Origin of the sequence: Streptococcus sinensis (assembly GCF_000767835.1) — a bacterium.
In the GTDB taxonomy this organism is placed as follows: Bacteria; Bacillota; Bacilli; order Lactobacillales; family Streptococcaceae; genus Streptococcus; species Streptococcus sinensis.
On record NZ_JPEN01000068.1, the window covers coordinates 1 to 16,109 of the forward strand.

Annotated in this window: 15 protein-coding genes; all 15 read right to left on the reverse strand. The window is 38.3% G+C overall.

Annotation, left to right across the window (positions count from 1 at the left end; all coding sequences use genetic code 11):
* Positions 1 to 95: 95 nt before the first annotated feature.
* The 15 genes from rpsU to SSIN_RS05545 all read right to left on the reverse strand — a co-directional run bounded on the left by rpsU (position 96) and on the right by SSIN_RS05545 (position 16,105).
* Positions 96 to 272 carry a 30S ribosomal protein S21 gene (rpsU, locus tag SSIN_RS05475; RefSeq protein WP_000048054.1) on the reverse strand — a complete coding sequence of 59 codons (177 nt, stop codon included), beginning with the start codon at positions 270 to 272 and terminating at the stop codon, positions 96 to 98.
* Positions 273 to 610: 338 nt separating this feature from the next.
* Positions 611 to 1,975: an ISLre2 family transposase gene (locus SSIN_RS05480; protein ID WP_037616646.1), complete on the reverse strand. Its 1,365-nt coding sequence runs from the start codon at positions 1,973 to 1,975 to the stop codon at positions 611 to 613.
* 214 nt (positions 1,976 to 2,189) lie between these two features.
* Positions 2,190 to 3,053 carry a Fic family protein gene (locus tag SSIN_RS05485; RefSeq protein WP_037616649.1) on the reverse strand — a complete coding sequence of 288 codons (864 nt, stop codon included), beginning with the start codon at positions 3,051 to 3,053 and terminating at the stop codon, positions 2,190 to 2,192.
* 64 nt (positions 3,054 to 3,117) lie between these two features.
* Positions 3,118 to 3,345 (reverse strand): hypothetical protein, encoded by a 228-nt coding sequence (locus tag SSIN_RS05490; RefSeq protein ID WP_037616652.1) that lies wholly within the window; start codon positions 3,343 to 3,345, stop codon positions 3,118 to 3,120.
* A gap of 52 nt (positions 3,346 to 3,397) precedes the next feature.
* Positions 3,398 to 4,204: a ParA family protein gene (locus tag SSIN_RS05495; RefSeq protein WP_037616654.1), complete on the reverse strand. Its 807-nt coding sequence runs from the start codon at positions 4,202 to 4,204 to the stop codon at positions 3,398 to 3,400.
* Positions 4,205 to 4,250: 46 nt separating this feature from the next.
* The gene (locus SSIN_RS05500) at positions 4,251 to 4,631 is read right to left on the reverse strand and encodes a hypothetical protein (protein WP_037616656.1); all 381 of its coding nucleotides are present in this window, start codon (positions 4,629 to 4,631) and stop codon (positions 4,251 to 4,253) included.
* 82 nt (positions 4,632 to 4,713) lie between these two features.
* Positions 4,714 to 6,390 (reverse strand): helical hairpin domain-containing protein, encoded by a 1,677-nt coding sequence (locus tag SSIN_RS05505; protein WP_037616658.1) that lies wholly within the window; start codon positions 6,388 to 6,390, stop codon positions 4,714 to 4,716.
* Positions 6,381 to 6,749: a plasmid mobilization protein gene (locus SSIN_RS05510; RefSeq protein ID WP_037616885.1), complete on the reverse strand. Its 369-nt coding sequence runs from the start codon at positions 6,747 to 6,749 to the stop codon at positions 6,381 to 6,383. Before SSIN_RS05510 ends, SSIN_RS05505 begins: the two co-directional genes overlap by 10 nt.
* Positions 6,750 to 6,978: 229 nt before the next feature.
* On the reverse strand, positions 6,979 to 7,278 hold the full coding sequence (locus SSIN_RS05515) for a hypothetical protein (RefSeq protein WP_037616661.1): 300 nt from the start codon (positions 7,276 to 7,278) through the stop codon (positions 6,979 to 6,981).
* Between the two features lie 48 nt (positions 7,279 to 7,326).
* Positions 7,327 to 11,229 carry a PBECR4 domain-containing protein gene (locus tag SSIN_RS05520; protein ID WP_037616662.1) on the reverse strand — a complete coding sequence of 1,301 codons (3,903 nt, stop codon included), beginning with the start codon at positions 11,227 to 11,229 and terminating at the stop codon, positions 7,327 to 7,329.
* 11 nt (positions 11,230 to 11,240) lie between these two features.
* Complete coding sequence (locus tag SSIN_RS05525) at positions 11,241 to 12,596, reverse strand: hypothetical protein (protein ID WP_037616665.1); 1,356 nt, start codon at positions 12,594 to 12,596, stop codon at positions 11,241 to 11,243.
* A gap of 22 nt (positions 12,597 to 12,618) precedes the next feature.
* A complete protein-coding gene (locus SSIN_RS05530; RefSeq protein ID WP_037616666.1) occupies positions 12,619 to 14,454 on the reverse strand; it encodes a VirD4-like conjugal transfer protein, CD1115 family in 1,836 nt (611 codons plus the stop codon).
* A complete protein-coding gene (locus SSIN_RS05535; RefSeq protein WP_037616668.1) occupies positions 14,451 to 14,999 on the reverse strand; it encodes a DUF3801 domain-containing protein in 549 nt (182 codons plus the stop codon). The genes SSIN_RS05530 and SSIN_RS05535 overlap by 4 nt, the downstream gene beginning before the upstream one ends.
* A gap of 1 nt (position 15,000) precedes the next feature.
* Positions 15,001 to 15,873, reverse strand: coding sequence for a hypothetical protein (locus SSIN_RS05540; protein ID WP_037616671.1), 873 nt, complete (start codon positions 15,871 to 15,873; stop codon positions 15,001 to 15,003).
* Positions 15,866 to 16,105, reverse strand: a complete 240-nt coding sequence (locus SSIN_RS05545; RefSeq protein ID WP_037616674.1) for a hypothetical protein — start codon at positions 16,103 to 16,105, stop codon at positions 15,866 to 15,868. The genes SSIN_RS05540 and SSIN_RS05545 overlap by 8 nt, the downstream gene beginning before the upstream one ends.
* Positions 16,106 to 16,109: the final 4 nt, after the last annotated feature.

A 16,109-nucleotide genomic window follows, 5' to 3' on the forward strand; every position in this document is an offset into this window, starting at 1 on the left:
TTATCTCATTTTTCACTTAAAGCCTTGACAGACTTGACAAATGGTAGAAAAGAGCCAAAAAAACAGCCAAACTGACTGTTTCCTCATTCTACTAATTAGAATTTTTTACGTTTACGAGCTGCTTCTGATTTGCGTTTGCGTTTTACAGAAGGTTTTTCATAGAATTCACGTTTGCGTGTTTCTTGAAGAGTACCAGCTTTAGTAACCGCACGTTTGAAACGACGAAGTGCGTCGTCAAGAGATTCATTCTTGCGTACTACTGTTTTTGACATTTTTTTCACTCCCTTCAAGTCCAAAATCTTTTTAATCATACCATACCTTTGATTGATTGTCAAGAACTTTTCTTCTGTAGTATGTGTCTGGATTTCTGAGGTTTCAAAAAAATATATCAAAAACAGGAAATATAAAAATAAGGCTAAACAATTTCACTTGTTCAGCCTTGACATCTACTAAAATTTCTGATAGTATTAATCTTACTGATAAACAAGCACCAATTGTTTATCTTTATGAGAGGTACGTTGCTGCGTGCCTCTTTTTAATTATAAGGTTATTATACACTAATACCTCTTAGAAGTCAAGAATTTAAGCTGTTTTTAAGCGTTTTTTCTAATTATTTTCTTACTTTTTTATTAAGAAATCGATCCCGTTCTCTATGCCTATGGCCCTTCCAAGAAGCATCAACCATCAGACCTAGACTACGTGGAACCCGTTTCATTTTTTCCTTTACCTTAGCACCGCTCATTCCCTCTGAGCGGTATTTTTCATACTCTTTTCTCCAATTACCAAAAAATAGGTCTCTTATCTGGTTATGAGACAACAAAATGATATGAGACATGGTATCCGCATGGTCAAGGGACCAATACATTCCTCTATTTTTCATTCGATAACTAATTTTACGATGCTGACTTTCCATAATCCCTAAGCTGTCTATTTCTAGATTTCTTTGTTTAGGGCTTTGAGTGTATTGAAAATTTAGTAAGATCCTTTTCTTAAAACTTATAAAACTTTCAAACTTCTTTTCGTCCTGAGTATTCAATACTAATGCTTCTAGAGTATCAATGGCACTTCTAAGCATCTTTTTACTGTTGTTTTTGATTGCTTCCAAAAAACGATCATAAAGCTCACTTGAATAAGAATAGACTGACTTTTTTATTTCCATATTCAAATGAAATCGATCCCAAAAATGCTCATGCTTCTTTATTTTCAATCCTTTCGCTATTTCTTGGAAAATATAAGGTGTATAGCCATGCCCCATATCCGAATTTGTCACCAGCAAAGTGTTTTGATTGATTTTATAATGGTTATAAATATAATCAATAACCTTCTCCCTAGCAACTCGATTGTTTTGAGATACGATTTCAACCTTATTTTTCAGAATGGTTCTGTTTCCTTGTCGCTCTGAACCTGTGTGAATCACAAAATGCGCTATGTCTTTGTTCCTTCGTTCTTTTTCTTGTTCAGTAACTTTTATCCATAAACCATCGCCTTCGAGATAAATGACTGGTACCTCGATTTTTTTATTCATCTTGCCTTCCTGATAAAATCGATAATCTTCCTTTTCAGCTAAAAGCTCATCCGCAAATTTAATAGCTTTTAAGACTGTGTCTTTTGTGATATAAATCTGATACATCAGCTCAATCACTTCCACAACTTTCCGATAGGGCATCATCGTAGCCAGTCTCGTAATTTGGTAAAGCAACTCTTTTGAGTAAGCAGCTCGCTTTTCTAATCCCAGCTTCTCATCCACTGGAATTCGACACCTCCTTTTTTTATACCAGCGTTTTCTAGAAAATGTGACTTGACCAAAGGTGAAAGTCACTGTTCTTTCAGCATAGTTTACAAATTTATAACCCCTCGCACGCATGATAGGAGACATAAACTTATCATAATCACTTACAAATTTATGAAAGCCTTCTAAGTTTTTCTCTTTAAATTTCTCCACAAAATCTCTTTCATCAATAATCTTCGTATCCAAACTAAAAATACTCCTGGACTAAAATAATCATACTAAGAAATTATAATTATTTTAGCCCAAGAGTTCAAATTTTCTATTTCAGAGTAAATAAAAGCCTGGTATAAAACCAGACTCAAGGTGGTTGTTAGGGTTATCACCTCACAACTAGTATAGCATATTTTGCACTAAAAAGAATAATAATTTTTTATATTTGTAATTATGTTTATAACTATATTTATAAACATAAACCTTTCTCTTCTTTGAGATGGGGTTTTTGATGAGGCTCTTTTTCTGCATTTTGCTTAAACTGATCTAATTTCTCTGAGAATTTATCTGACTTTTTTATAAAGTCACCAGCTTTCTCATCATTGATAGCCCCTTCAAATCCTTTGTTTTTGAGATAGTTTTCATAGAATTTCTGCTCCGAGCGGAAATAATCAAACAAGGGCTGTCTGTTGTCTTGAACCTGAAACGCTTCAAGTGCTGAATAGTAAGTTGCCTTGTTTAGATCATCTACAATAAGTGGTGTAAGACCTTCTTTCAAACACTGTTTATACAAAAGCAACCGACCTATTCGACCATTGCCATCTGCGAAAGGATGGATTCTTTCAAACTGTGCATGAAAACTTGTTAAGTAATTCAAATCTTTCTGTTCTTTTAAGTCATAACCAAGCAGCAAAGAAAGCATCTCATCTTCAGTTTGTTCGACAGAAGCTGTCGCAATTTTTCCCACCTCATTTTGTAAAACTTTATAACGACCAACTGGAGCTATCGGGTTATGCTCCGAACTTGTTCCACTTTTTAGAATCCGATGCAGTGTTTTAATATAGTCCTCTGTCAGCGGCTCGTTAACGGTATCTAAGATATAATCAAAGCACTTAAAATGATTATTCATTTCTACCAGATCGTCAATTTTGATTCCTTTAGCATCAATATTTGCGATCGTCTTTGTCTCATAAATTAAGCTAGTTTGTTCTTCTGTCAGACGGCTCCCTTCGATTCGGTTAGAATTATAAGCAAAGCGTTTCTGTGTGATATCATAAATACCACCATGTACTTTCCCTTCTCTCTCTGCCAAGAGTCTCGTGATTAAATCCATAATTTCTCCTTATCATAATCAGATATAATTATATTTATAAGTATAATTATATCTGATTTTTTGATTATAAACTCTCCAACCACTTATCAAGATAATCCGAGGCCGACTTTGCACCAGCTGCTTTAGCTACTTTATCCAGTTTCTCTCGATTACTAGGTTTCAAAGTGAATTGAAATTGCTTCTTACGCTCAAACCTTTCAAACTCAACTGCGACTCCATTTGGAGTCTGATCAGGTTGGCTGCTCGCTTCAATGATCTGTGATATTTCTTTTTCCTTAGGGGTAAATGCCATGATAATCTCCTTCTAATTATATTTATAATTGTAATTGTGTTTATAAATATAATTATATTGTATCATAAATTTTTGAAAAAGTATGCTCTAGCTCGTTAAAAAACTTTTTGTGTTTCTGATAAAGCTTTGGATTTTCTCTCATATCTGCAATAGAGACCTTATCAATCGTGGAATGATTGAATAGTTCTTTTGCCGGCACGATGCCTAAAAGGTTATCCGTCCCCTTTTCTTTTGCTTCCAATCCCAGAGCCTCCAGCAGATCCCAGGAGGATCCATAGTTTGGTCGGATCATATTAGCTAGGAAATAAAGCTCTGCTGTAATATATGACTCTCTTGTGCGATAGTCAATCACATCCTTTCGAAACGCTTCTAGTCGAGTAGATAGATTGAACTTAGCATTATAGCCAAATTCAGAAGGAGTCAGTGGACTAATGATAGCGTGACTAACCGCAACCGCATTTTTGGTAGCTGTCGCAAAATCTGGCCTACAGTCGATCAATATGTAGTCAAACTGATCCAGCTGCTTCTTATCGTAGTTATCTTCTAACCAGAGATAAAGCAACATATTTTTCTTGTCGCTATTCTCCAGATCTCGTTCCACCGTGTCCAGCTGAACTGATCCTGGAATCAGACTGATATTTTCTTTGACTTGCTTAATATCCACGTTGCCTCCTTTAAAGGCATTAGCAATGGTATTCTTGCTCTCATAGATATTATAACACTGGGTCAAATTACACTGATGATCCAAGTCTATCAGAAGAACCTTATGCCCTTTCTTAGCCAACCACTCCCCATAATTAAAAGTTAAAGTAGTTTTTCCAACACCGCCTTTTATAGCGGCAAAAGTAATAATTTTCATGATGAATCTCCTTAATTCTCTTGATTACGTTCTTTTTTGTAAATATTCAAGCACTACAAGTCTTATTGTTCGGCAGGCCTGTTCTCCAATCATACCCCCTCTTAGCCAACATTCTCCTAGCAGCCTGTACTGACCGATTATCTGGATGCCCTTGAGCTGTTTCCAAAGATTTCTCTATATTAGTCGGTGGTCTAAATTTACCACTTTCTACCAAAGCATTATATTCTTTAATAGCTTCATTTCTTTGTTCATGGTACTCATCAATGATTCTTCTGGCATCTTTTGAAAAGTTTTCTCTTTGCTTCCCACTCGAAAAATGTCTATTCCCTCGCCACTTGTCATCTAGATAATCACTAATTGGGAAGCTTAATCCTTTCAAACCGAGAAATTTTTCTAGCGACATTACTTGAATTTCTTTATCTACCATATCCTGTCTCCTTTGTCTATATCTCCATTATATCATTATAATTATATTTGTCAATATAATTATAATGATATTTATAAATATTTTACAATAAGGTTTCTCTCTCCTTGCGTTGCTCTACATTCTTTTCAATGTCCTGATGGAGCTTGTAATCTTTTGTGATAGCTTCTACTCTTTGGTGCAAAGCCTGGCGCTCAAAAGTTGCCTCTTTGACAAGTTTATCAATTTCTGCTTTGCGAGTGCTAGGATCCACTTTAAAGTCTTTCAAGATAGATTCAGCTAATTTTACTTCCTGGGAATCTCTTGACTCCAGACCAAGGAAGGCCGACTGAATTTTATTTAGATCACCCAAGCGTCGATCTAATTTATCGAGCATCTTATCGACCTCCTCCAGCTCTTCTTCAAAACGACTTAGCAAGTCATCAAATTGTTGTCCTTCGGTTACACCATGAGCAGATAAATAGTTATACTCACGGACGAGTTGATCTAGAGTTGAAATTTTAGAATTCTTTCGGATAATCATTTCGCCATTATCGTAAGACAGCTGGGATGCGACTGTTTCTCCTTTCATGTACCTGTTCTTATCCGCATGTTGCGGATTAACGAAATAATAGAAATCATTCTTTCGGATAAAAATTTCATAAGAACCATCTTCCACTTTCTCGACCTGATGAGCAGGAATGAGAATAGTTCCCTTATTCCTTATCCCAAATTCCATTTCAAGATAAATGCCATTCTTGGTTTCTTCCATCACCTGCCATTCTTCAACTGTGATTTTCATTTCAAAATCATCGTCTCGCTCTGCGACCATTTTTTCATATTCAGATTTAATTTCATCGACAGAGAAAGTCACTTCGTTAGTAAGAACTCTCTCAGAGATTTTATCCAAAGAATAATTTCCTTTTTTTGACAAAGTACGATCACGGACATTTCTAGTTTGGTCCCGATCAGCCAACCGGTACTTTACTTCTTTGCCTATCGTATCAAGAATAAGATCTAAAGCCTGGGCTTTGAGTTTAAAATCCTCAAGGGAAGTTGATTGTTGCAAAAGAAAATCCAATCGAGATTTAATCTCATAACGAAAAGAATTTTTCTTTCGATAAGCATGATAGGATTTTCGATTAGTCCACAATCGCTCTTTTAAAATTTTAGCTCCAGCAAGATCTGCATACTTGTTTGAAATATTGAATAAGCTTCTAGCAGTATTTTTCTGCCAGCGAAATTTGTTTAGCGTAACCGAGTTTGTAGAATTGAAAATGATGTGATTATGAATATGCCCCTTGTCCATGTGAGTCGCAATGACAAATTCATGTTGACCACCAGTCAATTCTAAAATCGTTTTGCGGCCAATCTCATGAATTTCTTGCGGACTCAAATCGTCTTCCGGAGAAAATGATTGGATGATATGATGAGCCAAAACTCGATTCGGATTTTGAATATCGGATAATTCTTTTGTTCCTCTTCGCTGAGCCGCATTCTTTTTTGTCAAAAGAAATTCTTCCGTCGCTGTACTGGCATCTGTGATACCATAAGTAGAAACAAGCTGCTTAACCACCCGGCCATCTTTGACCACTGCTGGAAATTCTAGTTGTTTATCTTTCTCTAGTAAACTTGTTTTTGAGGGATTCTCAATATAGCGTAAAGCGTTGGTCAAACTTTTTATATCGGTCAGCTCGACTGTTTTTGCTTCGTCCTCGATGTATTTTGTAGAGCGCCCCAAAGAAGCCACTCCTTTTATCTGCAGGACTTTAGTTACAACCATCTGTCTTGTTCCTTTGTTTGATTTTCTTGTTTTTGAATAAATTGATTGACTGTCTCTTTCAAATCTTTTTGCAACTCAAGAATCTGACTCAACTCAGTTAGACTAACCTGGTCATCTTCATTGACCTTTTTTGCAATTTGATTGACATTGACTCCAATCCGATTTATTTCCTTACGTAGCTCTCTCAATTCTTCAAAATTTAAGATTTTGACCTCGCCCATAATCAACATAATTCGGGCAAAGGCATTAAAATTCGTCATTCCCGATTCTAAAACTTTGGTCGAAATGAACCGAGCCTCTTCTTCTGTCAATCGGATTTTTTTCTGGATCATCCGTTTTCGTTTCTCTTCACTTTTCAAAAATAGCCACCTCCGTTCTGGCATTTTTCGCTTGAGGCCCTCAGGGCCCTTTTCTTCTGGCAAGATTAGCACTTGGGTACCCAATCGCTGTTTTTAAAAAGGTCAGAGATGGTCAGCTTCTAAAACTGACCATTCTTGACTTTTTAAACTTTTGGGGAAATCCCCAATCCCCTAATCCCTGCAAGCAGGAATTTTTTTATATCACGAGGGAAAAGTTTATTTAAACTTTTTAAGCTTGAAGCAGAAAATCTATATCGTTTGCTGGCTCCATTTTAAGAATTTCATCCCTTAGTTTCTCGAATACTTCATCACTCATACCCTCAATTTCTTGAAGTGCAACTGGATAACTTTCTGCTTCTTCTAGCTCATAGTTTGATTTGATCCGCATATCTCTACGAAGAATGTAGAGACATTCTTTGCGAGAAATGTGCTGGTTCACCTCATCAATTTTTGGTGAATCTGTCTCGCTATTCTCAAAGAATATATCCATCAAAATATCAAAAGTTTCTTGTTTTAGATTTTCAATCATCGTCCGTTTCTCCTTTTTTGTTTTTCTTCCGACGAATCAGCGCCTCCATTAGTGAGGGCTGCTCAGGGACTTTTTTTCCTCCACCTGCTTTACAGCCTCGGCCTTTTGATTACTCAGTTTCTCAGATTGTTCTTTTGCCTGCTGGAGCTTATCTGCAAATTTATCTTTTACAACTGTTTTATTTTTCACCAATTCCAACTTTGCATCCATTCGATCAATCAAACTTTTTGCTTCCTTTTGGACAACCTGCAGTTGCTCCACCATATCTTCAAATCCATTTTTATCTTTAGCCCAAATGGCCAAATATCCAAAACTGTAGCTGCTAGTATCGAAACCAAAATGACTAGCTACAACATAGGCGACACTCTCCGCTTGCAATTCTTGCTTGCGGTATTGGTCATCTCCATATTGCGCATTGGTTCCTTTGTGTAAATCGGCATGAGCCATTTCATGGAAAATTGTTTTTAGAATATGTTCTTCCCCCTTCAATTTTTTTGAAATGACAATTCGATTTTCATCTGGAGAGTAATAACCATTTGTGCTCTCTCTTTTAATTTCTTCAAAACTGATAGGCACCTGATTATCCATCGAAACAACTTTAGCAGCTCGATACAAATCTTCATAATCTTTAACGCTTCCGGTCAATTCATGAATGGCTTTTGGTAATTCTTTTCCTTCTGTTTGGGAAACATCAAAGACATTTCCTAGCTTAAAGCGAGTAACAGTGATCTCCTTCTGATCCATTTCATTTTCAGATGGTAAAAAATTTAACTCTTTTTGATTTTCAGGAATTTTTGTTTTCACTTGATAAGGCACCCAAATTTTCAGAGCTTTAGCTCCCTTTTTGACGGTTCTTTCAAAATCTGTTTTCCATTTATTGAAACTCGCAACTTGAGTCACATTTGGATTTTGCATCTTCAGCAAATGGATATTATTTAGTGAGTAATTGTGAAACTTGCTCATCGTATCTAAGAAAGATTTAAACTGATCTGAATCCAGATAGTTCTTCATTCCTTCTTTCAAGTGTTCAGCTAGAGCCTTTGTATCTTTATCCGCAACCATCTGAGAGATGCTTCGTTCCGAATTTTTAGTGGCGACAGCTTCTGTAATAATAGCTCCAGCTGCTACCTCAGCATCTATTCGCCTTTCTCGCTCTTCTTGCTTTTTATGAAGATTAGAAGCAGCATTATAAGGATCTGTCCCCTGCAGCATCTCATCAGAATTTGAAATGCCATCTCCGTCCAAGTCTCGATCCATCTCATCTTTTCGATTGTGCTGGCGAATTTTTTCGTCAGAGCTTGGAAGAGTTCGTTCAGGATTATCTTGAATCATTTCCTCTTTAGAATTTGTTTCTTCAAATTCTCGTCTTTGTAAATTTTCCATCATTTCCTTACCGCCATCAGCAATCAACGCTTCATTGATTGATAGCTGCTCTATTTGCCCCTCCCGTTCTCGGTAAACACCAAGAATAGGGATTCTATCCACTGTTTCCAGTTCTTTGACCAGTTTTGTCCTGGACTGAAAGACTGACACTGGGATATAATTATCCTCTTCCAGCTCTTTAAACAGCAAAATAATATCTTTATCATCAGACTTTATAAGGCTGTCAAAACGGCCATTATAACGCCGAAGATCAGTTAAATCATCAAAATAGAAGGAGGTGCTTTCTGTTGCGACTGAAAGATCTGATAACACTTTGAGCTTGTCAAAAGCTGCATCATTGTTGGCCAAAAGAATATTATCAAAGCGTCCGTTTCCTTCTGCAAAGTCACGCAAGGTTTTTTCCGGTGTCTGCCCTGGTCCAATGGGCTTAATCCCTGTTAAGTGCATGAAGTGCTTTTCTTCAAAAATCACTTGAACAGTCTTATCTGGAGTGACATAATAAACCTTAGAATTAGCCAATTCATCCAAATAATACTGCGCTGCATTCTGTATAGTTTGACTACGAATTGGACGATTCAATTTAGCTAATTCATGCGAGGAAATAGAATGATAGTGGCCATCATTACTTGACTGAAACTCTTCATTTATGCTAAAATATAATAAATGAGAGGATAACGTAGGGCGACTGGTAACAGAGCGTTCAAAGGTACCAACTTCTGGTACGGGTGTGGGACTGCCTTCAGCCTTGGGCTGTAAAGACCCCTGACTACCATTGGTCCTCTCATTTTTTTGATACTCTGAATTCATATTTTGCTCTTGAGACTTCCCAAGAGCTTTTTCTGTGCTCTGATTTTCTTCCAGTGCTCTACTAGAATCTCCAAGAGGATTGGAGGGCTTTTCAAAGGTTACTGTTTTATCTGAATCAATAACCATCTGTTTTTTAGGCTCTACTGAAAAGCTGATATTATTCCAGTTCTGCTTTAGCCATTCCGCATCTTCTGGAGATAGATTGCTAGTATCTGGAGTCAATGATGATTTTTGAGTCTCATTCTCACGTTGCTCCTGATTGGACAACAACTTGTTTACTACCTCTTTTTCTTCATCCGTATTAGGTAGATATTTAGGAGATAGTTCAAATCTCCCTTCCTCCGTCAATTCTAAAGCAACTCGACGTAGCCCTTTTACGAAGTAGATGTTTGGCTGCTTAGCCCACTGCTTGACCTCTCCAGAATCAATTAGAGCCTGTGTTTCCGGTTGAATCACTAATCTATCAACTTTATCTTGAATAGCTTCTAGGCGTTCTGATTTATACTCAGCCCTAGCTTCGTGTACTTCCGACATACTATTTCCCCTTTCTTTCTCTTGATCGATAATCCTTGTATATTCCTGATGAACTTCTTCCTTTGTCAGTTGCTTAGCTGAGACAAAGGCTTTTACATCATCTTCAGTTAGCTCTTGCGCTTTTGCGAGAGCTATTTCTTTTGAAAAATAGCCCTGGTAATGCCAGGACTCTTCGTCTGCGCTGTAAACATGTACCAGCCCATTAGGAGCCTCATTCCCTCGCTTCAGAAAATCATTCCAATCTTCCTTTTCCTGGTCAATCTGGATAATAGGTGGAATGGCAATCTGTACCGGAATGCCCTTTTCTTGTAAGCGAGTGATAAAATTCTGCCCTGCAGCATCATTATCTACAGCCAGCGTAATCATATCCTGATGCTGACTATCTTTAAAATAAACCGTTGTGTTAACGATATTTTCTAGAGCTTTTCCAGTATGTTGATCAGCTTTATAGGTTTTACCATTCATCTCCGCATAAAGCTCCATGAAGCGCCGACTGATGATCCCTTCTTTAACACCATCCATAGCAACTAGTCGGACATCTTGAAGGTTATCTTTATGAAGTTCATAATAACTCATTAGATCGATCGGAGCTTCCGCAAAGACTAAACGCTTTGGCTTTCCAATATCTACTGAAAAGCCAAGTTGGCCGTCTGAGTTTTTCATAATTTGTTTTAGGCGACCACGTTCCGGATAGTGTACCCGGTTTTCGACCACTCCCTGAAGGCTTGCTCCAGCTAAAAAGCCTGTGTTGTCCTTATACTTAAAGACTATCACAGGCTCAAAATAATCTCCTTTTTTTCGAGTGGCTTCCGCCATGCTTCCCTGACTCAAAAAGAAATTTATCGTATCATCTGAAAGGCCTCTCTGAGTCCTCAGATAGCTTATAGAAGCATTGAAGTCCGGATGCTCATATCTTTCCAAGCTATAGTGAAAGGGCTCTTTTACGCCCGTCTGATCCGCTAAATCTACTTCCTTAAATTCCCCAGTTTCCAAGAAGTGCATTGCTTCCTTGTAAGTAACCCCCTGGATAGTTTGAACTAGCTGAATCACATCTCCAAATTCTGATCGAGAATTCCAATGAAAGTCATTCTTCCTTGCATCGATTACAAACGAATCATGCTCTGTCCATGTATAGCTATATGCTCCCGTGCGCTTTAGCTCCATTCCCAGCTGTTCCGCAACAGAAAGGATAGATAGTTTTTTAGCCGCTTCTTTCGTTAATGGCATCTGTTACCTCCTTACAATGAATATTCTGACGCTTCTTTTTCCGATGCTAAATCCTGAGTCTGGTTAAGCTGTTTCTCAACTTCTTCTGCTTCTACGAAACGCTCTAAATCAGGAATAAGGCGCTGGACTTGTTTGAGTTTATCCTGGAGTAGCAAGTTATCATCAATATGATAAACAGCTTCCTGCTGCCCGTTGAAGCCCTTCTCCAGATCAATATCCTCAAATCGGATAACAGCTAATTCTGTTAAACTCCCCTTATACCAAGCCCCGATTTCATTTTCAAGATAGAACCGAACCTCTTCTCGCTCTTCAGCCTTTGTATCCCGCAAATAGGCCAGATCCCAGCTTCCACCTTGTGAATAGCCATTTACCTTTTGAATGATTATTTCCTGATTCTTGGCACCTAAAACCTGGTTAATATCATCTAATCGAGGTTCTAGAATATCCTGAGCCAGAGATATAGCTTCTGTCCGATAGTCGAATAATTCATATTGTTCCCGATCATTAATATAGTCCATAACAAAGTCTGAATAGCTAGGGAAATGTTCCTGAAAAAGAGGTGACGTCGATCCATAGACATAGGCTTGATTCAACGTTTCAAACTGTGCGATGTGGTAAAAAGATGAATCGAGTTGGGCTTCCTGATTCAACATTTCCTTGATGCCTTCTGAAAATTGTATCGGATCAGATTCTGGCCAAGTTCGTTTAGAATAGTTGATCACTTCTTCATATAGAATGGTGTCAATATTCGAATTATTCATTTCAAACAAAGCCTTCACAATCTGGCCGTATTCCGGAAGGTCAGAGCGATAATCCGTAATCAAACCGTCTTTATGAACCTCCCATTCCTCAACCTGAGCATTTTCAGGAGTTCGTAATAATAATACCTCTTCAGCTTCCAAGTCAAGACCAATAACTTGATCACCATTTGGCAGCCGGTCTGTTTCCAATTCCTGAATCTTGGCATCCAGCCTATCATGCACCTGCACCAGATCTTGCTTCAAGTGAAACAGCTCTTCTGCATTGGCTTTTAATTCCTCAAAGTATTCTCTGGAGATCTCTACTGGTCGAACCAATAAATCCTTCTCCCGTTGTTCCCTTGGATAGGAAAATAAGTAGGGAGCAACTTCTTTGAAGTCCTGGTAATTCATCCATTTTATGGATTCAGTAACAAGCATATTTTGAACATCAACTATAGCTGTCTGAGGTGTAATCCAGCCAGTTAATGCCAGTTCTTTTACTGCTTCTGATAATGGATAAGAAGGAATATGTTCTAAAATCCCTTCAAAATAGCCAACGCCTCGTGCCGTCTCTTCCTCAACTTCACGCTTCATTCGTTTAAATTGTTTTTGTGGTAATGTATTCATTCTATCTCCTTTCCTTTCTTTCCTAACTTACTTTAAGAGGGGCATCCATGACTTCCTCAATCCCAAGGCGGATCACGTTCTCCTCCCCAACCTGGTCTTTCCACTCATCAATATCACTCAGATAGCGCTTGTAGCGATACCAGTTTTCATCATCTGGGCCATTGCTTAACAGATAGGCTCTCGGATGCGTATCCAGATTAAATTTTTGATCCCGAAAAACATTCTGCTTAGCTAAAAAGAGTAGGGCTTCCGTTGTTCCAATTGTGGCCACCTCATGCGGTGTCAACAATTCCCGACCAATTTTGGAACTCTGCTTGGAACTGCTACCATTTCTTCCCCTGCTCTCGCTATAGTTCTGATCATTCAAAGTCTGCTTACCAGATCGCTCAGATAAAGCTCTCAAAGTATCCGGATCATTTGTTCCCAGATAAAGAATAGCCCCACAGTTATTGATAATCGTTTTCGTGTTCTCTTTACCGTATAATACTTCAATCTGACTTTGAGATTGAACCATCATTTTAATAGAGATTTCTCGAGACCGAATAACAGAGATAATCGGTGGAAGATTAGGAATTTTGCCAATCTGTCCAAACTCATCTGCCTCTATTTGAACATGCAACAGGCCTTCCTTGGTCTTTGTTGGATGGTCACCTAGCAAGATTGTATCTGCAGTTTTCATCATCACATCAAAAAGTGTACTGAAAAGCAGTGCTGACAAGAACTGGTAGGCTGGATCTACTTCTGGAATATGAATAAAAACAGCAGTCTTTTCTATATTCCATTTCTCAATTTCCAGTGTATCTTTTTCAATAATCTTTCTTAGTTGCTCATGATCAAATACTGAGAAGGTAGTCGCAAAAATAGCATAGACAGAAGCCCTTGTCTGACCATCAAAGTTTTTATTAAACAAGCTCCACTGCCTGCAGGCATAATTACCCGGGCATCTCCGCTCCAGATCTTCAAACATCAACTCAACCGGACTTTCTGCATCCGGATGATTCCGTCTCAACTCCCGAATCATATCCGTAACCTGCCCTAAGTTTGGCATGTAGTGATCGATCAGGCCATCAAAATATAGATAGCCAATGAGAGAACGCATCAGGAGTTTATTGGCCGCTGGCCAGAAAGGATCACTTTCATGACCATTTCTGTTTAGCGACTCTGTAATGGCCTCTGATACTCGGTCTATATCCATTTCATTATGGATATATTTGAATACATTAAAGCCGTCTGAATTCAGGAAAGTAATCAAATCAAAGATTTTTATCTTATATCCTTTTTCTACAAGGGATTTTCCCGTTTCATGAATCAAAATCCCTTTGGTATCTGTGGTTACAAAACTAGAGTTGCCTTGTAAAATATTTGGCTTTACAAAACTCCGTGTCTTCCAGTCCCCCGTACCTCCATATACCAAGACATTCTTATTAATCTGATTTTCATAGCTCAAGCGGTTATTAAATAGTCCCATCTGGCTATTCTGAGTAAAGATCATATTCTTTTCAGGCTCTGCGTCTCGGAAGCGCATCAGTTCGTCTTTCGTCGCAAAACGTGCCGACCCATGCTCCTCCCCATACCTGTATGTGCCTGTATCAGATACCCTCAAATACAGTAGAAAAGCAATCAAAACTCCTCCTAAGCCAGCCAGCAAAGATGCCGGGGTAAACTGAAAATCAAACCAAGCTTTATCTCCTAAATGATCACTCATCCAGTTAATCTTTCCCAATCCAAATATATCCTTTACTGGATCTGTAGCTGGAGCTAATAGCCAAAGCTTAAAGAGCCAATGAAAAAGATAGAATAAGCCAATTCCTAATAACAAATACGGTCTAAATCGCCGCTTCTTTTTTTCTGTAATCACTTCACTTTTCCTCCAATATGGGGTTCAATGTTTTCTGGAAGGACAAATTCCTTGGTATGAATCCTCACCTGCAGAGAATGAATTTTCTCTTGTTCCACCGCTTTAAAATGCTTCATTTTCTCTTCAAATGAGCTTGTTTTCCCATTTTTAAGGTTCCGCTCATTGAATCCTTTAGGATCTCTTGTGATGCCTTCTAGGACATCCTTAAAAGCTTGCTCCACTACCCCCTTATCTTTTGCGTTGAAAGCAAGAGTTGTCTTACCGTCCGGGTGGGTATAAAAAGAAAAGCCAATCCCGTATTGGCCGAGTTCTTTCCGAACCGCCTCGAGATTGACTTCATTTTGTAGTAATTGCTGGACTTCTTTGCTATCCGCTGTTGCCATGAATTTATTCCAGTCTGCCTCACCGGTAAAGTGGGTATTTTCACCTTGGAACTGGTAGATCTCCACTGCTTTAGAGCATACCAGGAAGAGACCCTTTAAAAGTACCTCTCCTGTCACAAGAGTTGCCCGTCCTAACTGGGCTACCACTTGTTCTTGTTCCATTTTAGCTCACCTCATCAATTTTGAAATAAAGATCCTTCAGTTTAGCAGCTTGGGCTTCCTTAGCAAGAATCTTCTGCTGCAGCTCATTGATTCTGTTTTGGCACTCCACAATCTCTTCATTCGCCTCGCTGATAAAATCTTCGTTAGAATGAATTTTATTTTTGATAGATTGCTTATAAGTGATTGTCTGAACCTCAAAGCTATCAATAACCTCTGAGGTCATATCCACTGTAGTTGTATGAGAAAGTGGAAAAGAAGGCTCAATAGGGCGCTTAACTTCGTGTTTATCAGGAATCTTTGAGATTCCTTCCTGGACAGATTTTTCAACGACAGGTACCACTTCTTGTGCAGGTTTATCTTGTGAAACCTCTACTTGTTCTTCCTTTGTCCCCTCTTCTTCAGCATCCAATCGACTAAAATCATCCGTAGTCCATTCAGAAGAAGTTCCTGAAGCTTCATTTTGCGTTTCAGACTTTCCAGGTTCCGAATTGCCTGTCACCAACTTGGCAATCCTATCACGTTCAAGATCCGCTTCTTGTGCTGTTACATTATTTTTCTCCTCCGGATCTACAGTCAGCTCAGGTTTAGAGGACTTCTTTTTATGCCTCGCCAAAAAATCAAGTAGTCCTTTCTTTTTCTTCCGGCCACTTGTACCAAAATTTTCCAGCAACTGATCAATAATTCCCACAAAAGGAATCGTCAAAGTCAGCTCTTGTAAAATTTCACCGTCGGAAGATAAAGAGTAGAGCTGATAACTACCATTTATGTTATTGCTCTTCATCCGCTCATTGATGATTTCAAGTTTAGAGAGAAGATCATCTCGATTTTTAAAGTTTTCTTCTTGTTTCGTTAGTTGGTTGATAATTTTATACATGGTTCACTCCTTGATTAGTTGATTGTGCTGGAAGGATTAGTTCCTTCATTTCCTGATAAGATAGGCCGCTTTCTTCTGAAAGAGCAACGAATAACTGAGCTTCTATATCCTTTTCCTGAGCTAGGCAGCTCTTTATTTTATTTTCCGCTTCTTCTTTTTGTTGTTGCGCTTTGGCTTTATCTTTTCTGATTTTGTCAAGCTTATTTTCTAGCTGAGTTATTTTCTTATTCATCTAA